The organism is Coprococcus sp. AF102-57, assembly GCF_027686195.1.
Classification (GTDB): domain Bacteria; phylum Bacillota; class Clostridia; order Lachnospirales; family Lachnospiraceae; genus Allocoprococcus; species Allocoprococcus comes.
Map to the genome: position 1 here is coordinate 72,032 of NZ_JAQCSY010000011.1, position 22,621 is coordinate 94,652.

Genomic DNA, 22,621 nt, shown 5'->3' on the forward strand with positions numbered 1-22,621 from the left:
TGTTTTATTCTTCCTCATCCATCACTTCTTCAGCATCTGCCGGAGCAGCCTGTGCCGGTTCTTCTGCTTCCTGCCCTTCTGCACCGATTCCGTAATGCGCACGGACTTTTTCTTCAATCTCTTCCATAATCTCCGGATGTGCTGTCAGATATGACTTTGCATTCTCACGTCCCTGACCGATCTTTTCTCCGTTGTATGCATACCATGCACCACTCTTATTGACCAGATCAATCTTCGTCGCAAGATCCAGGATATCTCCTTCTCTGGAAATTCCTTTTCCGAACATGATATCAAATTCTGCTTCCTTGAACGGAGGTGCAATTTTATTCTTCACGATCTTCACGCGTACATGGTTACCAACCATCTCTCCGCCCTGCTTCAGAGTCTCAGTCCTGCGGACATCCATACGGACAGATGAATAGAACTTCAGTGCCCGTCCACCCGTTGTTGTCTCCGGATTACCGAACATAACGCCAACCTTCTCACGCAGCTGGTTGATAAAGATTACAACACAGTTTGATTTACTGATAACCGGTGTCAGCTTTCTGAGTGCCTGTGACATCAGTCTTGCCTGCAGACCTACATGTGTATCACCCATATCACCCTCAATCTCCTGCTTCGGAACAAGTGCTGCAACAGAATCGACTACGATAATGTCAATCGCACCGGAACGTACCATTGTCTCAGTAATCTCCAATGCCTGATCTCCGCTGTCTGGCTGTGAAATGTAAAGTTCATCAATATCTACACCGATATTCTTCGCATATACCGGATCCAGTGCATGCTCTGCATCGATAAATCCCGCAATGCCGCCTCTTTTCTGTACTTCTGCGATCATATGTAATGCAACTGTCGTCTTACCACTTGATTCAGGTCCATAAATTTCAATAATACGTCCTTTCGGAACGCCGCCAACACCAAGTGCCAGATCCAGACTCAGAGAACCGGTCGGAACCGTCTCAACATGCACCTGTGCCGCCGGATCACCCAGCTTCATAACTGCTCCCTTACCAAAATCTTTCTCAAGCTTTGCAATTGCTGCGTCTAATGCTTTCTTTTTATTCTCATCATTCATTGTATTATTCGCCATCATTAATCTCCTTATCCCAGATTCTTCGCCCACGCTCTCCATCGAACGAATGTTTGTTCTGGTTCTATATTAGTACATATGTTCTGGTTTGTCAACTACATTTTTAAATCAGATCCACACGTCTCACCTTCCTCGGAGAAGAAACCGAACCCCTCCAGAAAATCTTTCTCGCCCAGATCCTCAAAGCTTCTGACTCCCCCATCATACCACATCTCCCCCTTCCCCCACAACCAGAACACTTCTTCTCGGAAGCCATTGCTGACATAATTTTCGCATTCGGAGGCTCATCGGAATGCCCTGCACAACTAAATCTGTCCGGTTTATTTTATTAAAAGCGCGTCCGTCTTCTATTTTCCCGCAGACCGCCCGTCCTGCAATCTAAAGCTCAAACACCTCAAGATCATCCGGTACAAACAACTTCCCGTGATAGTACTCCCGTCCTTCCCGCGTATAAAGCTCTTTCCTCTCCTTAAGATGCATCTCTTCCGTATGATACAAGATCAAATGCGGAATCTGAAGCTCCTCGGCAAGCTGACATGCTTCTTTCACAGTACTGTGGTGCTTTTCATAAGGCTTGAACTTATCTGCTTCTCCATACAGGCAGAACGCCTCATGGGTCAGCCAGTCGCTGCCTTTCACAAATTCATAATCTTTCTCATTGTACGGTTCGTCACCGCAGCAGGTAAACTTCACTCCGTTCGGAAGCAGCATCGTAAACCCGAACTGCTTTGCCTTCGTGGAAAAAATATCGAAAAAGGTGACCGGACAGCCAAGGATTTCCTTTGTCTCTCCGTGATGCACCGGCACAAAAAGAATCCGGTCATCAAAATATTTCGTCACCTTTTTCTGGATCGTAAGTTCTGCGATCATGCGGATTGATCTTGCCAGCTCTTCATGGCAGTAGATCCGCAGATTCCCCTCATATTTTCCCTGGCCGATCTTCTTCTGCCCGATCATCCGTATCAGCCAGATCACACCCAGAAGATGATCGATATGTTCATGGGTAATAAAAATATCGTGAATGTCTTCCAGCTGGATCCCGGTGTCTTTTAACACCTTTAAAATACGGTTTCCGCCGCCGGTATCCACCAGAAAATGCCTGTTTCCATCCGAGAGGGCAAAACATGTATTATAGCATTCCGTTACTGTTGCATTTCCCGTTCCAAGTATTGTAAGCTTCATCCGTCATTACTCCTGTCTCATTTCAACCACTTCACCTGCACATTTGTAAATACTTCCTCCCGGCACAAATCCTCTCACCGAAGAAAGTGGATAAATATTGGTATGCGGTCCTACTACACTTCCCGGGTTCAGAATGGTTCCACATCCAACTTCTACATGGTCACCCAACATCGCGCCGAACTTTTTCATACCGGTCTCGATATTTCCTTCCGGCGTCTTTACAACCACCAGTTTTTTATCGGATTTCACATTAGATGTGATAGAACCTGCTCCCATATGTGACTTGTATCCAAGGATTGAATCCCCCACATAATTATAATGTGGAACCTGTACTTTATTGAAGAGGACCACATTTTTCAGCTCGGTAGAATTTCCGACAACTGCCCCTTCTCCTACGATCGCATTTCCACGGATAAACGCACAGTGTCTTACCTCTGCGTCCTTTCCGATGATCGCCGGACCGCCGATAAATGCAGTCGGTGCAACCTTTGCGGATCTGGCAACCCACACATTTTCTCCACGTTTTTCATACTCTTCTTCCGGAAGAGACGCACCCAGTTCCAGGATAAAACTGCTGATTTTCGGAAGTACTTCCCACGGGTAGGTCACTCCTTCAAACAAATCCTTTGCGATTGTCTCTTCCAGCGTATACATTTCTTTAACCGTCATTTCTTTCATTCTTTCTTTCCTTTCGATGCTCTGCCTTTGGTTTCTTTTTTATAAAATGCTGCTGCCCTGTCATAGCAGCTTCTTAACTGATACTGGTTATTCAGTCCCAGTACTCCGTTGGTTCTGCTGACAATAAAATGATCCAGTTTTGTCATATATTCATCCGATGTAATTTCTCCCTCTGCCACATAGTTAAGCCCCTTTTCCCAGCTTGCCGTCAGCTCCGGATTCAGAAGTGAACGGATAGAATTCAACACCACATCATAAATCATTTCTCCAAGAAGCGTCGGTGTGATCACCTGCGTCTTTTTATTCAGTGCCAGATATTTGATATTGAATAGCTTTTTCAGGATCTCCGCCCTGGTCGCACTGGTTCCGATCCCGCTTCCTTTGATCTGCGCACGAAGTTCCTCATCCTCGATCAGCTGACCTGCATTTTCCATCGCAAGGATCATGGAACCGGAATTGTATCTCTTCGGCGGTGAAGTTTCTCCCTCTTTGATATCCAGTGATTTCACATCCAGGATATCACCTTTTTTTAACTTCTGGATGGATGCAAAAAATGCGGCATCCAGATCCACATTGTTATCACTTCCATCTCCTTCCGCGTCATTTCCATTTGCATTTTTCTTTGGGGCAGGGACCCCTGCCACCTTCAGATATCCTTCTTCCGCAAGTACACGGAAGTTGGAGAAAAACTGTTCTTTTCCGATCTGTGTTACCAACGCCACTTTCTGATAAACTGCCGGAGGATAGAAGATACTCAGAAACCTCCGGACGATCACATCATACACACGATGAGCCGTTGCAGATACCGAATTCAATGCTGAAAGTCCCTGTCCTGTCGGGATGATTGCATAATGATCCGTGATCTGCTTGTCATTGACATAACGCGTCTTTGCCAAATTTTTATATGCTCCGTAATGCAGAATATCCTGCATATATGGTGCAGTCATCTGATATTTACTCAGCCCGTTCAGGTTCTTTGTGATCTCCTTTGATACTGCCGTCGAAAGCACTCTGGCGTCTGTTCTCGGATAGGTGACAAGCTTCTTCTCGTAAAGCTCCTGCACAATGCGGAGCGTTTCATCCGGACTGATCTTGAACCGTTTGGAGCATTCGTTCTGAAGTTCTGCAAGGTTAAACAGAAGTGGCGGATTCTTTTTCTCTTTTTTCTTTTCGATGGATACAATCCGGCAGGTAAGAGGGGATGTTCCCTCTTTCAAAACAGCGATCAGCTTTTTGGCCTCCTCTTTCTCTTTAAATCCATTCTCTTTGTAGAGCTTTGGAGACTCAAAATAAGCCGAACCTTTCACTGCACGCCACTCACCGGTAAAAGTATGTCCGTCTACATTTACCGATTCGATCACACGATAGAACGGCGTTTTAACAAATTCACGGATCTCCCGTTCCCGCCTTACGACCATTCCAAGGACACAGGTCATCACACGTCCGACAGATACAACCGTGTATTTATTCCCAAGATAATTTGAAATGCTGTTTCCATATTTGAGTGTCAGAAGTCTGGAAAAGTTGATTCCCATCAGATAATCTTCCTTCGCACGGAGATAAGCCGAAGCTGACAGATTATCGTATTCTGACAGATCCTTCGCCTCACGGATTCCTCTGAGGATCTCTTCCTCCGTCTGAGAATCGATCCACACACGCCGGCGTTCTTTCCCTTTTACGCCTGCCATCTGTTCCACCAGACGGTAAATGTATTCTCCTTCTCTTCCCGAGTCGGTACAGACATAAATCCGGTCTACGTCCTTCCTGGTCAGTATTCCTTTTACGATCTCAAACTGCTTCTTTACTCCCGGTATCACCTCATAGAGAAATTCCTGCGGAATGAATGGCAGTGTCTGCAAAGACCATCTCTTATACTTTTCATCATATACTTCCGGATAACTCATCGTGACAAGATGACCAACACACCAGGTTACGATCGCCTCATCTGATTCCAGATATCCGTCTTTTCTTTTCAAATTCAAATGCAGTGCCTTGGCAAATTCCTGTGCCACACTCGGCTTTTCTGCAATATATACCGATTTACCCATATAATAATTTTGTACTCCTGTATTTTCACGCTATAGCAACTCTCACAGCGTTTAAAAAGTGAAGCTGATACCAGCTCCACTTTTTTATCATATCATATTCAGAACATAAAACAAATTATTTTCTTCGAAAAATCTTCCGGATTTTATCAACGAAGCTTTGTTTTGTCCGTCCTTCCGGATGTCTGACGGTGATTGCTTCACGCATAAAATATTCCTGGGAATTGACTTTTGAAGTTCCTTTTTCTTTCATGTAGTATTTGCCGTCACTCTTTAATTCCCGCGCTTTTACATTGTCCGCAAGCATGATCTTCAGCATATGTGTCAGCTGTTTCCTGATAGTTTCATCGTAAACCGGACATGCCACTTCCACGCGTTTTTCCGTATTACGCGTCATCATATCTGCGGAACCGATATAGATTTTCTGATCCGCTCCGGTTCCAAAAAGGAAAATACGCGGATGCTCAAGATAACGTCCGACAATACTGGTCACACGGAGATTCTCTGTGTACCCTTTGACTCCCGGAAGAATACAGCAGATCCCACGAACGATCAGATCCACCTTCACCCCTGCATTTGATGCCTCGGAAACCTTCTGGATAAAATCTACATCCGTCACAGAATTCATCTTCATGATGATCCGTCCGTTCGTTCCCTTTTTGATCTCCTCGTCCATCAGCGAAAGCACCTTTGGTTTCAGACTGGTCGGTGAAACAATAATGTGCTGATAGCTTCCATTGAGGTTGCCAATGGACATATTCTTGAAGAAGACAGCTGCATCCTCTCCGATTCCCTTATCCGCTGTGATCAGCGATACATCGGTGTACATGGTTGCCGTCTTTTCATTGTAATTTCCGGTTCCCACCTGCGTAATGTATTCGATATTGTTGCGGTTCCGGTAAGTGATCAGGCAGATCTTGGAATGCACCTTATAACCTTCAAATCCATAAATCACACGGCATCCTGCTTCTTCCAGCCGCTCGGACCAGTCAATATTGTTCTGCTCATCGAATCTGGCTCTCAGCTCGATCAAAACCGTAACCTCTTTGCCGTTCTCGGCCGCTGCACATAAGTACTCTACCAGACGGGCTTTCTTTGCCAGACGATAGATTGTGATCCTGATTGTAAGAACGGTCGGATCATAAGCTGCTTCCTTGATCATACGCAGAAACGGATCCATACTCTCATACGGATAAGAAAGAAGAATATCTTTTTTCTTTACCTGCGGAATCACTTTTCCATCCGTCAGATAGCGGGACGGCTGCGGAGTAAACGGTTCGTCGACCAGAGAACGTTTCAGCGATGCCGGAACCTTATCCATAATCGAGAAAATATAATCCAGCTTCATCGGCATCTTGGTCCGGTAGATCTGTGCCGGTGTGATCTTAAATTTGTCACAGAAATACTTTTCCAGTTCCTTATCCAGCGGCTCCGCTGTCTCCATACGGACCACTGCCATTCTGCGGCGCTTGTGAAGGGTTTCCTGCATCAGCAGGCGGAAATCATCATTGATCTCCAATGCCTCATCGTCCGGCGACACATCTGCATTCCTTGTCACACAGATATAATTCTTGTTCGATACCTCGTATTTGTCGAACACTACATCCAGATATTCCATGATCACCTTTTCCATACGGATATAACGGATGTCATGGCCCGGAAGATATAAGATATCTGACACAAACTGTGGAACCGGTACGATTCCGATCATGGAAGTTCCATTCTGCTTCAGACTTGCGATCACATACAGTTCCTTATTGAGCAGATGTGGAAACGGATGATTGGCATCCACGATCTGTGGAGACAGGATCGGAAGAATCTGGTCTTTGAAGTACTTTTTCACATACTTCTTTTCCTGCTGCTCCAGTTCTTTTATCGATAGTCCACAGACACCGTATGGATTCAGCAGCTTCTTGATCTCTGAGTAGGTCTTGTCCCTCTCTTTATACAATGGTGCTACAGCCGCAAAGATTGCATCCAGCTGCTCTTTCGGATTCATCCCCGAACGGCTGTCGATCGTGCTGTTATCCGTAAGCGACATATCATACAGGCTTCCTACGCGGATCATAAAAAATTCGTCCAGGTTGCTTGTAAAAATGGATACAAACTTCATTCTTTCAAGAAGGGGTACTGAAGAATCTTTTGCTTCCTCCAGTACCCTCTGATTGAACTTCAGCCAGGACAGTTCTCTGTTCTGTGTATAGTTCTGCATTTCTTTTTTCATATTAACCACCTTCAATCTTCCTTTACACTGGTATAATTTCATTCTACCACTGAATCAGAAGAAAGAAAAGTTAACTTCTTTTAAACTTCCCTGCAAAAGCTATTTCTTTGTGATAAATCCTTTTGCTGTCAGAGTCTCAGCACAGAGAACAGCTCCTCCTGCCGCACCGCGGACTGTATTGTGGGAAAGTCCGATAAATTTATAATCGTAAAGGGAATCTTCTCTGAGTCGTCCGATAGAAATTCCCATTCCGTTCTCATAATCTACATCCAGTTTCACCTGCGGACGGTTGTCTTCTGTCATATAGCGGATGAACTGCTTCGGTGCACTCGGAAGCTCTGCTTCCTGCGGGAAGCCTTTGAAACTTTCCAGTTTTTCGATCAGCTGCTCTTTGGTTGGTTTCTTTTCAAAATTGATAAATACGGCAGCGGTATGTCCGTTAAGAACCGGTACACGTACACACTGGCATGTGATCTTCGGAGAATCTGCTTTTACGATCTGTCCATTTTCAACTCTGCCAAGAACACGAAGCGGTTCCTGCTCGCTCTTTTCTTCTTCTCCACCAATGAATGGAATGATATTTTCTACCATTTCCGGCCAGTCTTTAAAGGTCTTTCCTGCACCTGAAATTGCCTGGTAGGTTGTAACAACCAGTTCTTTCGGTCCGAATTCTTTCCATGCTGCAAGGCAAGGCGCATAGCTCTGGATCGAACAGTTTGGTTTTACTGCGATAAATCCTCTTGTAGTTCCAAGACGCTTTTTCTGGTCTTCGATGACTGCAAAATGTTCCGGGTTTACTTCCGGGATTACCATCGGTACATCCGGTGTCCATCTGTGGGCACTGTTATTAGATACAACCGGTGTCTCTGTCTTTGCGTATGCTTCCTCGATCGCACGGATCTCATCTTTTGACATATCAACTGCACTGAATACAAAGTCGACTGTCTTTGCAACTTCTTCTACTTCGTTGACATTATGTACAACGATCTTCTTGACTGCTTCCGGCATCGGAGTGTCCATTTTCCAGCGGTCTCCGACTGCTTCTTCATATGTCTTTCCTGCGGAACGCGGGCTTGCAGCCAGTGTTACTACCTCAAACCACGGATGATTTTCCAGCAGAGAGATAAATCTCTGTCCTACCATTCCTGTTGCACCAAGAATACCTACTCTTAATTTCTGATCCATTTTTATGTCCTCATTTCCTGTTTTGTCTTTTTGATGCGTACATTTGTACGCGTGATTTGTATATCATAGCGCATTTTCCGACATTTTTCAACCCTGACAATTGAAAAACTATGTCTACTTATTAACGCTCATGTTACTGTTCCCAGTACCTGTGACCAGCAATGCTCATTTTCCTTATAACGATTAGCACTCTTCCAGATACGCTTCGTGAAGCGCGATCACCTTTTTCATAGCTTCCGGTCCAGGTGCACCGATCGTATTTCTCTTATTGACACAGGTCTCCATGCTGATCGCATCATAAATATCTTCTTCAAATACCGGAGATATCTCCTTATATTCTTCCAGTGACATATCATCTAACGCAATCTTCTTATCAATGCAATAAAGTACCAGCTTTCCTACAATTCCATGTGCATCACGGAACGGTACCCCGTGATTTACCAGATAGTCAGCTGCATCTGTTGCATTGGTAAATCCGTGTCTGCAGCTTTCCAGCATACGTTCTTTGTTGAACTTCATGGTTGCGAGCATTCCGGTAAATAAAGCCAGGCATCCTTTCACGGTATCGATGGCATCAAATACCAGCTCTTTGTCCTCCTGCATATCTTTATTGTAAGCAAGCGGAATTCCTTTCATTGTAGTCAGGATCGAAGTCAGTGCACCGTATACACGTCCTGTCTTTCCACGAACAAGTTCCGCAATATCCGGATTCTTCTTCTGTGGCATGATACTGCTTCCGGTGCTGTAGCTGTCATCGATATCAACAAACTGGTATTCATTGGAATTCCAGATGATCACTTCTTCTGAGAAGCGGCTTAAATGCATCATAATCGTAGATAGAGCACTCATCAGCTCGATCAGATAATCACGGTCCGATACCGAATCCATACTGTTCAGTGTCGGTCCGTCAAATCCGAGAAGCTCTGCGGTGTATGCTCTGTCCAGATCATAAGTAGTTCCTGCAAGTGCTCCGGATCCAAGCGGACAGGTATTCATTCTTTTGTAAATATCTTTCAGACGCATATGGTCTCTTTTGAACATTTCAAAATAAGCACCCATATGGTGTGCCAGTGTGATCGGCTGCGCTTTCTGCAGATGGGTAAATCCAGGCATGATCGTCTCGGTGCTGTCCTTCATGATCGCAAGAAGTTCGCGGAGCATATCCACAACCAGTCCCTGCAGTGCGGTGATCTCACTTCTTGTATAAAGCTTCATATCCAGTGCAACCTGGTCATTACGGCTTCTTCCGGTATGCAGCTTCTTTCCTGCATCCCCGATCCGGTCGATCAGATTCGCCTCCACAAAGCTGTGGATATCCTCATATTCTTCTGTGATCTCGAGCTTTCCATTTTCCACATCCTTGCGGATACTTTCCAGTCCGTCCAGAATCTGCTGCTTCTCATCGTCTGTCAGGATCCCCTGCTTTGCAAGCATCATAACATGCGCCTCGCTGCCCTGGATATCCTGCTCATAAAATCGTTTATCAAATGAAATGGACGCATTGAAATTATAAACCAGTTTGTCTGTTTCTTTCGTAAAACGTCCTCCCCATAACTGTGCCATAGCTTTCCCTCTTTTCTTCAACGTAATTCTGTGCTTTAGTGTACCATAGAATGTCGGATTCTGTAAAGTTCCCCTCTTAACTTTTCACAGAACTTTCCTCTTCCTCCCGAAGTTTCTTTTCCCGTTCTCTCTGATTTTTGGAATAAATACAGCCACAATAGTCCTGGCGGTAAAGTCCGTAAATCTTTGACAGCTCGGTTGAACGCTTATATCCATTTCTCTTTTTAAAATCCGAAACCAGATAAGATACTCCGTATTCGCCGGCAAGTCTTTCTCCGATCTCATTTAACTTCTGCGCATTTTTCAGCGGACTGATGGAAAGTGTAGTGGTGAAATAATCATATCTGCCTTCTTTTGCAAATCTCGCAGCTTCCCGGAGTCTGAGCTCATAACACCTGAAGCACCGCTCTCCACCTTCCGGAATCATCTCCAGTCCCTTCGCCATCTCGTAAAATTTTTCACTGTCATAATTTCCCGCCTGAAAATGGATCGTATGTTTCGCCGGAAGCTCACGGATCAGCTTCTCCTGTTCGTGGATCCGTTTTTCAAATTCGGATTCCGGAAAAATATTCGGATTGTAATAAAAAACCGTAATCTCAAAATATTCCGACAGATATTCCAGCACATAACTGCTGCATGGTGCACAACAGCTGTGAAGGAACAGACGTGGAACCTTCTTTTCCGATACGATCAGTTCTATCTTTTTATCCAGTTCTTTCTGGTAATTCTTTTTCTGCATCTGTTCATCTCTCCTCATATTGCAGATTTGTTTCTTATTATAGTGCAGCTGTTCTCTTCGCACAATATCTTTTCTGCTCTGTTTTTCTTTTTCCGCTCCATTCCAGCCAGATGCACACACGCTTTTTTTTATTTCTCATAAACTGTAAGTAAAAGACTTATGATCGTTTCTGTATCTGGAGGATTATCATGCAATATGCACTGGAACTGAAAAACGTTCATTATGCTTACCATACACTGGAAGGAGAAACCTACGCCCTGAAAGACATCACCTTTTCGGTCCGCGAAGGGGAATTTATTGCTCTGGTCGGTCCCTCCGGGTGCGGAAAATCTACACTGCTCCACCTGATTGCGGGTCTTCTCGCCCCGGAAAAAGGTCTCATCAAAATAAACGGCAGCTATCATCCGGACAATACTTCCGGCATCGGATATATGCTGCAAAAGGATGAACTTCTTGAGTGGCGTACCATCTATCAGAACGTTCTTCTCGGTCTCGAGATCCAGCATGCACTGACTGCCCGTTCCCGCGCACTGGCAAGAGCCCTTCTTACACAATACGGCCTGAATGCCTTTGCAAATGCAAAACCATCCGAACTTTCCGGAGGAATGCGCCAGAGAGCCGCGCTGATCCGCACGCTGGTCCTGAAGCCGGATATCATGCTTTTGGATGAACCCTTTTCTGCCTTGGATTATCAGACCCGGTTAAATGTCAGTGATGATATCGGGCAGATTATCAAAAAAGAGAAAAAAACAGCGATCCTCGTCACCCATGACCTTGCCGAAGCGGTCAGTCTTGCTGACCGGATCCTTGTTCTAACAAGCCGTCCGGCAACCATTGGGCAGACGGTCAATGTTTCCTTTTCTGATCCGGGACTTTCCCCGCTTGCCCGCCGCAATGCCCCGGAATTTAAGACTTATTTCAATCTGATCTGGAAGGAGCTGAACCCGGATGAATGAACTTTCAAAAAACCAGCTGCATTACCTGAATATGCACCGCAGGCATAAACGGATCATTGTTGTTTCCAGAATCTCCATCTTGCTTGCCTTTCTCTTCCTTTGGGAATTTGCCGCAAATACAAGGCTAATCGACTCTTTCATTTTCAGCAGTCCTTCCCGGATTGCCCTGTGTTTTCTCGAAATGACCGGTGACGGCAGTATTTTCCGTCATATCGGAGTGACGCTTTACGAAACCCTGGTCAGTTTTATCCTGGTGATCTTCTTCAGCCTTTTTGTCACCGTCCTTCTCTGGCTCTTCCGGAAGCTTTCGGAAATCCTGGAACCTTATCTGGTGGTGCTGAACAGCCTGCCAAAATCTGCTCTTGCCCCGCTGCTCATCGTCTGGCTCGGTGCAAACCGCACAACGATCATTATAGCCGGAATGTCGGTTGCGATCTTCGGGAGCATCCTGAACCTCTATTCCGAATTTTCCGAAGTGGATCCGGATAAGATCATGCTCATCTACACCCTTCACGGAAACCGGCTCCATGCTCTCTCCAAGGTAGTGATCCCAAGCTGCATTCCGGCGATCATCAGCACCATGAAGGTCAATATCGGGCTCTGCCTGGTGGGTGTGATCATCGGAGAATTTATCGGCGGTAGAGAAGGTCTTGGCTATATGATCATTTATGGAAGTCAGGTTTTTAAGCTCGACTGGCTTCTGATGAGTATCTGTATTCTCTGCGTGATCGCCATGCTGCTGTACGCACTGATCGGATTGATTGAAAAATGGTATCTGGGTCGGTGTAAGATTTCCGGATAATCTTGCCCGAATCATAATGGAGCAGTATCCGCCGGATTTCTCCGTGGTACTGCTCCACATTTCTGTTATGATTTTTCGGCTCCGTCCTTACAGATACTGCTGGATCTCCGCCTTATTATTCGTATAGGCAATTGCATTTTCTCTGGAAATATAGCCCTGCTTTACCAGGCTTGACAGATCCATATTCAGGGTATGCATCGCTGCATTTCCACTGGCCTGCATGATACTTCCAATCTGATGTGTCTTTCCCTCTCTGACCAGATTCAGAATCGCATCCGTACCGATCAGAAGCTCCGTCGCTGCCACACGCGTCATACCGTCCTCGCACGGGATCAGGCACTGGCTGATAATCCCCTTTAAGGTCCCGGCAAGCTGGATACGCACCTGATTTTGTCCACTGGTCGGGCAGGCATCAATAATACGTTCCACCGTCTGCGTCGCACCGGTCGTATGCAGTGTTGATAGCACCAGATGTCCCGTCTCTGCTGCAAGAAGTGCTGCCTGGATCGTCTCATAATCACGCATCTCTCCCACCAGGATCACATCCGGATCTTCACGGAGTGCACTGCGAAGTGCCGCTGCAAAGCTTTCCACATCTTCTCCTACCTCCCTCTGATGGATCAGAGACTTTTTATTCTCATAGACATACTCAACCGGATCTTCAATCGTAATAATATGGCGATCACTGACCTGGTTCATATGCTCGATCATTGCCGCAAGTGTGGTTGATTTTCCACTTCCGGTCGGACCTGTCACCAGGATCAGACCGCGCGGCTCTTCTGCCAGCTGATAAAGAAGTGTTGGCATCTTCAGTTCTTCCAGCGACGGAATATGCGCGTTCAGAAGACGGATCGTTGCCGCCACCTTCTTCTGCTGACGAAACACATTGACCCTCTGACGATGACCGTCTGAAGTACGGATCGCAAAATCCGCATCCTTGCCCGCATCAAACAGTTTTCTCTGACGCTCATTTAAAATGTCCGTCAGCATCTCTGCCATTTCTTCTGACGGTATCTGTGCCTCTGCCTGGATCAGGCGTCCGTTGACACGGTACCAGATCGGCATTCCTTCCGAAAGATGGATGTCCGAAGCCTTTTTTTCTCTTGCCTCACGGATGATCGTATCTATTTTTTCCTGACTGCTTCCAAGTTGTGACATTTCTTCTTCCCTCCATCTTCCCCGTTCTGCCAAAAAGCAGAATTGCTTTATTCGTAACTGATCTTGAGCAGTTCTTCCGGCGTTGTCTTTCCTTCCTTCACAAGAATCAGTCCACTTTCCTTCAGCGTCCGCATATGCTGCACTTCTCTTGCATATCGGTTGATCTCCTCGATCGTTGTATGATTGATGATCATCCTCCGGATATCATTGTTGATCGCAAGGATTTCATGAACTGCGATCCGACCTTTATATCCGGTGTTATTACACTTGGTACATCCGGTTCCCCTTGTAACCACACGCACATCCTCTCCAAGGAAAAGACGTTCCTGTTCGGTTGTCTTCATCTGTCTTGCACAGTGCGGACACACCTTTCTAACCAGTCTCTGCGCCACAAGTCCGACAAGAGAATTGGCAACCAAATATGTCTCCACGCCCATGTCTTCCAGACGGACAATACTGGATACCGCATCATTGGTATGAAGGGTACTTAAAACCATATGTCCTGTGATCGCAGCCCGAACCGATGTTCCGGCAGTCTCACCGTCACGAGTCTCCCCGACCATGATGATATCTGGATCCTGACGCATCAGGGCACGCAGTCCCACATCAAAGGTCAGACCGGCAACCGGATTAACCTGCGTCTGGTTGATATCCGGCAGGTTCTTTTCCACCGGATCCTCAATCGTGGAAATATTGACATGTCTTCCGGACAGATAATCCAGCACCATATAAAGTGTCGTTGATTTTCCACTTCCGGTCGGTCCCGTAATATAAATAATTCCATTCGGATAATTCAGCATCGGCAAAAACTGATTATAACTGAAATCATCCATTCCAAAATGATCCGCATGCTCCAGATGTCCGGTTGCTGCCATGATACGAAGAACCGCTTTTTCCCCAAACACTGTCGGCAAAACGGAAACACGGATATTGACAAAACTGTCATTGATCTTGACACGGAAATGTCCGTCCTGTGGGATTCTCTTCTCTGCGATATCCAGATTGGACAGGATCTTGATACGGGCGATCAATGGTGCATGGATATTTCTCTGGATCGTAACATATTCCATGATCACACCATCGATACGCATACGGACTTTTGTCTCTTTTTCAAATGGCTCAATATGAATATCACTCGCCTCGGTTTTGATCGCACGCTCGATCAGCGAGTTTAAAAGCCGGATGATCGGTGCCTCATCATCGGAATCATCCAGGTCTTCGATCTCCAGTTCCTCCGTTGTCGCAAATCCCACATTCGCCTGCTCTGCCGCATTCCGCGCATTGACTTCCGCATAATAGTAGGAAATCGCCTTGCGCAGCGGTACTTCCTCACTCAAATAGATCTCCAGCTGACATCCGGTCTGCTGCTTGACTTCTTCCAGTGCGAAATAATTTAGTGGATCATTCGTGACAAGTCCCAGTACTTTTCCTTTCAGACTGACCGGAAGGAAAAGATTTTTTTCCGCAAGCTCTCTCGAAATCATCCCTACTGCCTGCAGATCGACCTGGATCTGTGATACTTCTACAATTTCCAAGTTCAGTCTGTTCGCCAGTGCTTCAAGTACCTGATTTTCCGTGACAAATCCCAGTTCCATCAGAATCTGTCCAACTCGCATCTCTCTATGTTCTTTCTGATAGGCAAGTGCCTGTGACATCTGCTCTCCGGTCACATAACCCTTTTCTTCCAGGATTTCTCCGATTCTCAGATTCTTTTTCACGTTCGCTTACTCTCCTTTAGTATTACTAAGTTCTCCACAGGTGTATACAGCCAGTACACAATTACAATTCATCTGCTCTGTCTTCTGCAGGCTGCTGTCCACATAAGTGCCAGACTGCATATCAAAAGAACGCACCTGGATTCCCGGATAGTTCTTCGCAATATCATCCAGAAGTTCCCGGATCTGCACTTCCTGTCCCTGCAGGGTGATCGTAACCGTCGTCGTATTCACATACTGAACATACGGAAGTGTACTCTGCGGCTCTTCTGCAGAAGAATCTTCTGCAGAATCATCTGAAGCTTCAGAAAGCTGATATGCCACCGGAACACCTGCCACCGGATCTTCAATATTCAAATACACCGGAAACAGATCATGTTTCAGTGCAAGCCCTGTAATCAGGGAATCGACCTCCCGGTTTTCCATCAGGTCATAAAAACCTTCCTGTGCTTTTTTCAGATTTTCTTTCTGCGTCACGATTTTCTTCTCTGTCGACGCCTTACTGCTGATCGTATACTGCATTTCCTGCTTCTCGATCGTCAGGTCGTCTTTTTTTGCCACCAGATCCTGATGTTTTTCCATTCCCGGAAAGATCAGAAAACGCGCCATGAAAAAGAGGATCAATACACAGGCAAGCACCTTTAAAAGTACCACGTCACCTGGTTTTAATTCCATATCGATTTTCACTGATCCTCACCTCCTGTCTCTGCTCCCTTTAACACACAGGAAAGCATCAGCGAATATTCTCCGTCATCGTAAGAATATCCACTGTAATTTACCGTTGAAAACAGCCCTGTCTCAGAAAGTTTTCTTACATACGCCGGAATATCAATAACCGCCGAGCTGACCGCATTAAACGTAAGCTCTCCCGTCTCGGAATCCATCGTCTTAATCTGGACTGTCATGGCACTTCCGCCCACATCCACAATCTTCGCGATCATCTCCGCATCCAGATCCGGATAGGTTGCCAGATTGGATTTCATCTGTTCGACCTGATTCTGTGTAAAATCCAGCCGGTCGCTCTCTTCCCGGACCGCATTTGCTTCCTGATATTCGCTCTGAATCTGTGGATCGTTGATCCAGTCTTCAATTTTCTCGATGTTGTGAGATTCTGCATAATTCCAGATCGTCACTGCGATCACTGTCACAAGGCATATACCAAACGTAATCGCCGGAAACATCAGATGCTTTGCAAGACTTTCTTTTTTCAGGACACCATCCGTGCCCTCTCCTTTCCAGATTTTGTTTAAATTGATCTCTTTTTGCCTGGTACTGACCATGGCACCAATGCAGATCAGCCAGTCATCCACTTTTTCTGAAGGGTCAAAATCAAATTCTGCCTCCAACGGCTCTACTTCCAGATTCATCGCATGGATTCCGTCCTCACTGACTTCAAAATCATCCGTACTGCATCCGGCGTAAAATACTTTTGTGAGCGGCACATCAGATTTTGTGGTGGAATAGAACTGCAGAATACCGGAAATATTCCGCACGATCTCCGTACCAAAATCCAGAGTTCCTCTCTCACTGAAGATACGGCTTCTCGTAGAATACATATACTGACCTTCCCGGAACAGAATGCTCGTCACACTTCCTTCTTCAAACAGGAGAATGATCTCAGTATCATTCTGGTAGGATTTCAACTGTCCCAATGTATTCAGATAACACTCCATCGGAACAGAAATCCACTGAGCCGAAATCCCGACCGCTTTTGTCAGCTCACGGATCTTTTTCAGGACATCCTCTTCCGCGCCTCCGCAGCACAGACAGATTCCTTTCTTTCTGTCTGCTTTGATCACCGCATAATCCTGTACCCAGTCACTGCCATTTTCCGCCATGACATTCTCCGCCAGCCTGGTAAGCTGTCTTCCCCTGGCATAAGGGATCTGCGTTACTCTGGCAGATGAGTAGGATGCCGGAAGCACCAGTCTCACCTGGGATGGGTTGTGTTTCTTTTTATATTTATCCAATGCCTCTTTCCACTGTTCAAAAGGATCCCCAAATACATCGATCGGTATCCGTTCTACCTTCTGGATCTTTGGTGATTTGCCTGCCTTTCCTTCAGCAGCAAGAATACATTCATCCTGCAAAACGATGACGGTATCGCTCATCTTGTTCCTCCTTTGTATCTAAACTCCGCTTCCTGTAATCACCTGCTATGCATTCTCAATTGCTGCATAAGACTGATAGATTGGAAGCATGACTGCAATCATAATAAATCCGACGATCAGCGCCATGAAAATGATCAGGATCGGTTCCAGTAATGTAACCATTTGCTTTGTCGCCTGCTCTGCCTCTTCTTCCATGGACACGGCAATTGAATCCAACATCACATCCAGCCGTCCACTTTCCTCACCGACCAGGATTGTACTGGCAAGTTTTTTCATCAGTCCATCTACCTGCCTGAGTGCCCGTGAAAGCGGCACACCACTCCGGACCTCGGTCACAACTTCTTCAAACTGTTCCTCGATATAGACATTGCCGATCGTTTTCCCGGCAACACTGATCGCAAGTGCAATCGGCATACCACTGGAATACAGACTGCTTAAAGTACGGGCAAAACGTGCCGTATAGACAACTTTGAAAAGTTTTCCAAATATTGGAAGATGAACCTTCCGGTAATCGATCTGGTGTCGGACTGCCGGGATTCCCATAATAATCCGGACCAGTGCATAAACAATCACTACGATCAGGATCGCAAGATACCATTTCTTTGTCAGAAAATCCGAAGCTGCGATCAGAACAGTCGTCACCCACGGAAGGCTGTCCATCTGATCAAACAAAGACTGGAACTGTGGCAGAATAAAGGTAACGATCAAAATTGCAATCGCCACACACAGCACCAGAAGAATGCAAGGATAAGTCATTGCAGCGCGAACCTGCTGTGTCAGCTTATAATCTTTCTCATACTGCACGGCAAGACGGTCTGTTACCTGATCAAGATTTCCGCTTTCCTCTCCTGACCGGAGCATTCCGATCATCAGATCCGGAAAACATTTCTTTGACTCCATCGCTTCAGAAAGTGGAATACCTTTTCTAAGATCCTGAAGTGCATCTTTGTATATTTCTTTTTCTTTCGGATCAATCCCCTCCTGATCCGAAAGAATATCCATAGCACGCACAAGGCTGACACCAGATGCCAGAAGCGTAGAAAGCTCCCGGCAAAATGCTGCCAGCTGTTTTGCCTTTAATTTCTTATATTCTTTTCCTTTTGTCAGGTTCTTCGATTCTACCAGAAACAGTTCCTGTTCCCGAAGCTGTTGGATCAGTGCCGCCTCTGAAGTCGCCTCTGTCGTTCCTCTGTAGGTTTTTCCGCCCATGTCTTTTGCGACATATCGAAATTTTGCCATCCTCCATAAATCCTCTCTTCTATCTAAACATCAAACCCTGTCATTTTCACATGATGGATCTTCCATTTCACTTCTTTGCAGTTCCTTTACAGAAAATGCAGATACCACGCTGCAATCTGATCACCCCAGAAAACGGCTGCTGCAAGTCCCAGTGCAAGAAATGGTCCAAATGCAAACTGGTCTTTCTTCTCAAGCTTCTTTCCGGCAAGCATCACCGCCGCGTAACCGCCTCCGGTTACAATTCCGATAAACATCGCACACACGATAGATGCCGTACCAAGAAGCAGTCCGCTTGCTGCCATCAGTTTGATATCTCCGCCTCCGAATGCTCCCGGGATCACCAGTGCCAGGATCAGCATCGGTACGGAAATGATCAGAGCACCGATCAATCTTGTCATAATTCCCCGCTCCGGATAAAGCAGGAAATCAAAAACTGCAAGTATCAAAATCATAATATGAAATCTATCATAAATCATCTGTGTATCCCAGTCAATCAGGGCTACCACAAGTAATATTCCTAAATATGCAAAAATCACTGCGCCTCTTGGCGATATTACGCCTGATCTGCCACAGCCATATCTGGTCACGCAGCCGATAAAAGCTGCTCCACCTGCAAGTTCTGTCCAAAAACACCTTAAGGGGATCCGCTCCCCACATCCTCTGCACTTTCCGCCCAGACACAGAAAGCTCACACACGGGATCAGTTCCCATACAGTCAGTTCTCTGCCACAGCTTGTACAGTGGCTTCTCCCGCGTACTACATTTTCCCCACGGGGTAACCGGTCGATCACGACCGTTAAAAAGCTAAAGATACAGGCTCCAAAAAAGAACCGTATCGTCCATAAAATTCCTTCTAAAACTACTAACATCTCAATCTCCGGTATCGATCATGGTTTCCTCATGATACACCTTATATGGTGAAGGATCGTCTGCCTGATACCAGACAGTATATTCTCCTTCTTGATAAATGAACCGAAGGACTTGATAACCGGTCTCATCGGTCTGTAATACCCAGAAATCTCCGGGTGCTTTACTGAGTTTAATGATTTCATCATATAAACCATCGGCGACGCCTCCTTTATGGGAAGCGTCACCGAATGGTCCATTACTGCCGTACGCCTCAGTCCCGATTACCTGAAATGCTACCCGCACCGATTTTGCATTTCCCAAAGCCACCTGGGAGTCTGCCCGGTAAATCAACCGGAGCACCCCAGGTATAATGAGGACGATCGTAAGCAGAAGAATAAGTAAAACGTTAAGTGCCGACCTTATCCAACGGTATTTAATTGCATTTTGCACACTTTTGTTAACAGCCACGCTTTCGTTTCCTTTTCTAATCTTTCACTTTTTATGTACGATAAAAATCAATGTTCTCGTTAAATTACAATTTAATTTGTCTTCCCACCAGTTGTTGTATCTCCAACAGATTTTCCAACATTATAATCGCCATCTGAATTATTCTTGCTATTAGCAGGATTATATGTACAGCTCTTCTGACCATTATCATAAACCAATGTTTTAATTTTATTATTTTCTACCGTTACATCAATAATTGTATTTTCACCTAATTCCGCCAATGATGCAATTTCTTTTTTTGTAAATTTTCCAGTAGTATCAAGTGTAACTGTTTCACCAGTTTTAATTTTAGCATATTCTTCATCATACAATGTCTGAGCAGCCATTACAGCCTGACGTGTTTCAGCAACAACTGATTTATTCTTCGCCTTATCAATATATCCAGTCAGTGCCGGGATCAGCAGAGCTGCCAGGATTGCAAGAATTACCAGTACAACAATAAGTTCTACCAGTGTGAAACCTTTTTTCTTGTTTTCTTTTAATTTCTTAAACATGTTTCTTCACTCCTCTTAAATTCTCTTTGGTTATCTATACAAACGCCTCGGTGCATGCGCTCATATCATATAAATATAAACTTTCTCAATTTGAACCTGTCTCCGCCTTCGCCGTAATCTCTTCGCAGCAAAGCACACTGTGCTTAAACTCCAGGATCTCCGAATCCGTAGCAACCAGATTCGTCAACTCTTTGTCACTGTACAGATTTACCGTCGCGCTGATCCAGTCTACCTGATTACCACTTTTGGTTCCTTCTGGAAAAGAATAAATCACTTCCAGATAATTGTTCATATAAAACCCTTTTCCAAATACCGTGGCAACTGCACGTGCCACCGGAACTCCATCTTTCAGATAGATATAACTATTCTTTGAGCTATTGCGGAAATAATATCTGGTCAGTAACTGCCCACTGTCCACAGCCGACGCCTGACCGGTTCGATTGTTTTGAATATACAGGTCAGTATCCTCGCATCCGTTTGTAGAAACAAGGACGACATAACCCTCTTCATTTATAAATTCTACCGTATTTCCGCGCAATTTTCCAGTGCTTTCTGTAATGTTTTCTGTAATATTTTCGCTTTTTTCTGCTGAAGCTGCCGGAATATCATAGATTTTCACATACCCACTCGCATTTTGGGTAATTGTTCTCAACTCCGTCATTGCGGTATCCAGTATAGACTGTGCATACTGCGTCCTCTGCACCCGGACAAAAATGCGGGATGCCGCACTTAAAGCGGATGCTGCCATCGCCAGCATAATACTGATCAGAAGCAGACATACCATAGTCTCAACCAGCGTCGTTCCTTCTTTTTTTTGAAGCAGGCTTCTCAGTCGTTTCATGATCAGTCTCCTCCTTCGGCATCTGTCTGTCCGGACTCTGATGAAGCTGCCACCGGTCCATAAAGATAAAAGGTTGTATTCTGCTGCCGCTTCTCGGCATCTGTATAGGTGATCTGTTTGCTATCCAGAGTTGCATCTATGGAAAATACTACATTTCCAATCTGTGTCAGACCAGAATCCGCCGCACGGAACTGGATCGTCTTCTGGCTTCCCGTTACCGTTTCTTTCGCAGACTGCAGTCCCTCAAGGACAGCCGCATTGTCTGCACGGATTTCTTTATTCTTTTTTAATGCCGAATTGCTGTAGGAAATGGCTCCCTCCAGCACTCCGAACATGATCAGGAAAATGAACATACTCGCCATGACTTCTACCAGGGTTTCTCCGGCTTTCGCTTTTATTCTTTTAATTCTGTGCATCGCCATCGCCTCCTGTTATCGTAATCTCTCCCGTGTCTTCCACAAATTTCCGTGAAAGCGGTTCATCGGTCTGGTATGTATATTCGATTTTGCCACCATCTGAAAAATCACACTTATTTCCGACCGTACTTCCGACCTTCCAGACGCCCCCTCCGGTCTCATCTGCTACCCATATGATATTCTGTCCCTTATAGGTAAACTTCACATCATAAGTCTCTTCTCTTGTATATTCTGCGGTATAAGTATATGATGCATCCTCATAGTAAGCGGTCACTCCAACCATCAGCACATACTGCCTGACTACTGTATTCTGCAGTGCCTCGATCTGTGCCGTGTAATCGGTTGCTGTACTGACATCAAGTTCTCCGTTTTTCAAATCCCCTGCCGAACTTCCAACCTTCTCTTTTGCAAGAGAAATGCATAGATTCCCATATCCGTCTTCAATCTGCCCTTTCGAAAGATCCTCTATATTCGTCCCATCTGCAACAAATTTGTATTTCGTCGCCTCTGCACTGGACGCTGTTTCATCGTTGTAAACCGCGTACTGGGAATTTTCCAGAAAGCTGTTCGCAAAAATATAGAAATTCGTACCCGAAGAAGTATTTCCGGCTTTCAGTTCTCCATCCAATACCTTTGCATAGCTTTTTGCCAACTGGTAACAGCGCTCCTCCTTCAGGCGCAGATTCGACTGCGCCGTCATGAGTCCCGCCGTATACAGGATGGCAGCCGCAAAAGCGATAAAGAACGCGGATACACAAAGCACCACTGCCATGGATACACCTTTTTTTTCATTTGCTTTCAGCTGCTGCCAGCCTGTATGTCTCATA

At 45.5% G+C, this 22,621-nt stretch carries 21 protein-coding genes; 2 read left to right on the top strand and 19 right to left on the bottom strand.

What is annotated here, in order from left to right; translation table 11 throughout:
• Nucleotides 1-4 precede the first annotated feature (4 nt).
• The 8 genes from recA to PGZ10_RS08920 form a co-directional block, all read right to left on the bottom strand.
• Nucleotides 5-1,075: a recombinase RecA gene (gene recA / locus PGZ10_RS08885; protein ID WP_044999002.1), complete on the bottom strand. Its 1,071-nt coding sequence runs from the start codon at nucleotides 1,073-1,075 to the stop codon at nucleotides 5-7.
• 393 nt (nucleotides 1,076-1,468) lie between these two features.
• Nucleotides 1,469-2,272, bottom strand: coding sequence for an MBL fold metallo-hydrolase (locus tag PGZ10_RS08890; protein ID WP_055156598.1), 804 nt, complete (start codon nucleotides 2,270-2,272; stop codon nucleotides 1,469-1,471).
• Between the two features lie 6 nt (nucleotides 2,273-2,278).
• Nucleotides 2,279-2,950 carry an acyltransferase gene (locus tag PGZ10_RS08895; RefSeq protein WP_008372303.1) on the bottom strand — a complete coding sequence of 224 codons (672 nt, stop codon included), beginning with the start codon at nucleotides 2,948-2,950 and terminating at the stop codon, nucleotides 2,279-2,281.
• The gene (locus PGZ10_RS08900) at nucleotides 2,947-4,998 is read right to left on the bottom strand and encodes a DNA topoisomerase (protein WP_270541175.1); all 2,052 of its coding nucleotides are present in this window, start codon (nucleotides 4,996-4,998) and stop codon (nucleotides 2,947-2,949) included. The genes PGZ10_RS08895 and PGZ10_RS08900 overlap by 4 nt, the downstream gene beginning before the upstream one ends.
• Nucleotides 4,999-5,113: 115 nt before the next feature.
• Nucleotides 5,114-7,219, bottom strand: a complete 2,106-nt coding sequence (ppk1, locus tag PGZ10_RS08905; RefSeq protein ID WP_118199531.1) for a polyphosphate kinase 1 — start codon at nucleotides 7,217-7,219, stop codon at nucleotides 5,114-5,116.
• A 99-nt stretch (nucleotides 7,220-7,318) separates the two neighbouring features.
• Nucleotides 7,319-8,404, bottom strand: coding sequence for an aspartate-semialdehyde dehydrogenase (gene asd, locus PGZ10_RS08910; protein WP_008372310.1), 1,086 nt, complete (start codon nucleotides 8,402-8,404; stop codon nucleotides 7,319-7,321).
• Between the two features lie 183 nt (nucleotides 8,405-8,587).
• Nucleotides 8,588-9,967, bottom strand: coding sequence for an argininosuccinate lyase (gene argH / locus PGZ10_RS08915; RefSeq protein WP_270541178.1), 1,380 nt, complete (start codon nucleotides 9,965-9,967; stop codon nucleotides 8,588-8,590).
• A 76-nt stretch (nucleotides 9,968-10,043) separates the two neighbouring features.
• The gene (locus PGZ10_RS08920) at nucleotides 10,044-10,706 is read right to left on the bottom strand and encodes an epoxyqueuosine reductase QueH (protein ID WP_270541180.1); all 663 of its coding nucleotides are present in this window, start codon (nucleotides 10,704-10,706) and stop codon (nucleotides 10,044-10,046) included.
• Between the two features lie 188 nt (nucleotides 10,707-10,894).
• Between PGZ10_RS08920 and PGZ10_RS08925 the strand changes: the two genes are divergently transcribed.
• Nucleotides 10,895-11,662, top strand: a complete 768-nt coding sequence (locus PGZ10_RS08925; RefSeq protein ID WP_270541181.1) for an ABC transporter ATP-binding protein — start codon at nucleotides 10,895-10,897, stop codon at nucleotides 11,660-11,662.
• Nucleotides 11,655-12,464: an ABC transporter permease gene (locus PGZ10_RS08930; RefSeq protein ID WP_270541182.1), complete on the top strand. Its 810-nt coding sequence runs from the start codon at nucleotides 11,655-11,657 to the stop codon at nucleotides 12,462-12,464. Before PGZ10_RS08925 ends, PGZ10_RS08930 begins: the two co-directional genes overlap by 8 nt.
• Before the next feature lie 87 nt (nucleotides 12,465-12,551).
• Here the strand turns inward: PGZ10_RS08930 and PGZ10_RS08935 are convergent, their stop codons facing one another.
• The 11 genes from PGZ10_RS08935 to PGZ10_RS08985 form a co-directional block, all read right to left on the bottom strand.
• Nucleotides 12,552-13,622 (bottom strand): type IV pilus twitching motility protein PilT, encoded by a 1,071-nt coding sequence (locus PGZ10_RS08935; RefSeq protein ID WP_270541183.1) that lies wholly within the window; start codon nucleotides 13,620-13,622, stop codon nucleotides 12,552-12,554.
• A gap of 47 nt (nucleotides 13,623-13,669) precedes the next feature.
• Entirely contained in the window at nucleotides 13,670-15,340 is a 1,671-nt protein-coding gene (locus tag PGZ10_RS08940) for a GspE/PulE family protein (protein ID WP_270541184.1), read from the bottom strand.
• A gap of 6 nt (nucleotides 15,341-15,346) precedes the next feature.
• On the bottom strand, nucleotides 15,347-16,024 hold the full coding sequence (locus PGZ10_RS08945; RefSeq protein WP_270541185.1) for a hypothetical protein: 678 nt from the start codon (nucleotides 16,022-16,024) through the stop codon (nucleotides 15,347-15,349).
• Entirely contained in the window at nucleotides 16,021-17,448 is a 1,428-nt protein-coding gene (locus tag PGZ10_RS08950) for a hypothetical protein (protein ID WP_270541186.1), read from the bottom strand. Before PGZ10_RS08950 ends, PGZ10_RS08945 begins: the two co-directional genes overlap by 4 nt.
• A gap of 45 nt (nucleotides 17,449-17,493) precedes the next feature.
• Entirely contained in the window at nucleotides 17,494-18,687 is a 1,194-nt protein-coding gene (locus tag PGZ10_RS08955; protein WP_270541187.1) for a type II secretion system F family protein, read from the bottom strand.
• A gap of 86 nt (nucleotides 18,688-18,773) precedes the next feature.
• Nucleotides 18,774-19,556 (bottom strand): prepilin peptidase, encoded by a 783-nt coding sequence (locus tag PGZ10_RS08960; RefSeq protein WP_270541188.1) that lies wholly within the window; start codon nucleotides 19,554-19,556, stop codon nucleotides 18,774-18,776.
• A 1-nt stretch (nucleotide 19,557) separates the two neighbouring features.
• Nucleotides 19,558-20,004 (bottom strand): hypothetical protein, encoded by a 447-nt coding sequence (locus PGZ10_RS08965; protein WP_270541190.1) that lies wholly within the window; start codon nucleotides 20,002-20,004, stop codon nucleotides 19,558-19,560.
• A 71-nt stretch (nucleotides 20,005-20,075) separates the two neighbouring features.
• On the bottom strand, nucleotides 20,076-20,537 hold the full coding sequence (locus PGZ10_RS08970) for a prepilin-type N-terminal cleavage/methylation domain-containing protein (RefSeq protein ID WP_270541191.1): 462 nt from the start codon (nucleotides 20,535-20,537) through the stop codon (nucleotides 20,076-20,078).
• 85 nt (nucleotides 20,538-20,622) lie between these two features.
• Nucleotides 20,623-21,378 carry a hypothetical protein gene (locus PGZ10_RS08975; RefSeq protein WP_270541192.1) on the bottom strand — a complete coding sequence of 252 codons (756 nt, stop codon included), beginning with the start codon at nucleotides 21,376-21,378 and terminating at the stop codon, nucleotides 20,623-20,625.
• 2 nt (nucleotides 21,379-21,380) lie between these two features.
• Nucleotides 21,381-21,794 carry a type IV pilus modification PilV family protein gene (locus PGZ10_RS08980; RefSeq protein WP_270541194.1) on the bottom strand — a complete coding sequence of 138 codons (414 nt, stop codon included), beginning with the start codon at nucleotides 21,792-21,794 and terminating at the stop codon, nucleotides 21,381-21,383.
• On the bottom strand, nucleotides 21,781-22,620 hold the full coding sequence (locus PGZ10_RS08985) for a hypothetical protein (protein ID WP_270541195.1): 840 nt from the start codon (nucleotides 22,618-22,620) through the stop codon (nucleotides 21,781-21,783). The genes PGZ10_RS08980 and PGZ10_RS08985 overlap by 14 nt, the downstream gene beginning before the upstream one ends.
• Between the last annotated feature and the right edge of the window lies 1 nt (nucleotide 22,621).

Coding starts and splice junctions, on each gene's coding strand:
- PGZ10_RS08930 (WP_270541182.1), top strand. CDS start 11,655: ATGAATGAACTTTCAAAAAACCAGCTGCATTACCTGAATATGCACCGC.
- PGZ10_RS08960 (WP_270541188.1), bottom strand. CDS start 19,556: ATGTTAGTAGTTTTAGAAGGAATTTTATGGACGATACGGTTCTTTTTT.
- PGZ10_RS08920 (WP_270541180.1), bottom strand. CDS start 10,706: ATGCAGAAAAAGAATTACCAGAAAGAACTGGATAAAAAGATAGAACTG.
- PGZ10_RS08925 (WP_270541181.1), top strand. CDS start 10,895: ATGCAATATGCACTGGAACTGAAAAACGTTCATTATGCTTACCATACA.
- PGZ10_RS08900 (WP_270541175.1), bottom strand. CDS start 4,998: ATGGGTAAATCGGTATATATTGCAGAAAAGCCGAGTGTGGCACAGGAA.
- PGZ10_RS08970 (WP_270541191.1), bottom strand. CDS start 20,537: ATGTTTAAGAAATTAAAAGAAAACAAGAAAAAAGGTTTCACACTGGTA.
- ppk1 (WP_118199531.1), bottom strand. CDS start 7,219: ATGAAAAAAGAAATGCAGAACTATACACAGAACAGAGAACTGTCCTGG.
- PGZ10_RS08935 (WP_270541183.1), bottom strand. CDS start 13,622: ATGTCACAACTTGGAAGCAGTCAGGAAAAAATAGATACGATCATCCGT.
- PGZ10_RS08980 (WP_270541194.1), bottom strand. CDS start 21,794: ATGCACAGAATTAAAAGAATAAAAGCGAAAGCCGGAGAAACCCTGGTA.
- PGZ10_RS08890 (WP_055156598.1), bottom strand. CDS start 2,272: ATGAAGCTTACAATACTTGGAACGGGAAATGCAACAGTAACGGAATGC.
- PGZ10_RS08975 (WP_270541192.1), bottom strand. CDS start 21,378: ATGAAACGACTGAGAAGCCTGCTTCAAAAAAAAGAAGGAACGACGCTG.
- PGZ10_RS08895 (WP_008372303.1), bottom strand. CDS start 2,950: ATGAAAGAAATGACGGTTAAAGAAATGTATACGCTGGAAGAGACAATC.
- PGZ10_RS08955 (WP_270541187.1), bottom strand. CDS start 18,687: ATGGCAAAATTTCGATATGTCGCAAAAGACATGGGCGGAAAAACCTAC.
- recA (WP_044999002.1), bottom strand. CDS start 1,075: ATGAATGATGAGAATAAAAAGAAAGCATTAGACGCAGCAATTGCAAAG.
- PGZ10_RS08985 (WP_270541195.1), bottom strand. CDS start 22,620: ATGAGACATACAGGCTGGCAGCAGCTGAAAGCAAATGAAAAAAAAGGT.
- argH (WP_270541178.1), bottom strand. CDS start 9,967: ATGGCACAGTTATGGGGAGGACGTTTTACGAAAGAAACAGACAAACTG.
- PGZ10_RS08950 (WP_270541186.1), bottom strand. CDS start 17,448: ATGAGCGATACCGTCATCGTTTTGCAGGATGAATGTATTCTTGCTGCT.
- asd (WP_008372310.1), bottom strand. CDS start 8,404: ATGGATCAGAAATTAAGAGTAGGTATTCTTGGTGCAACAGGAATGGTA.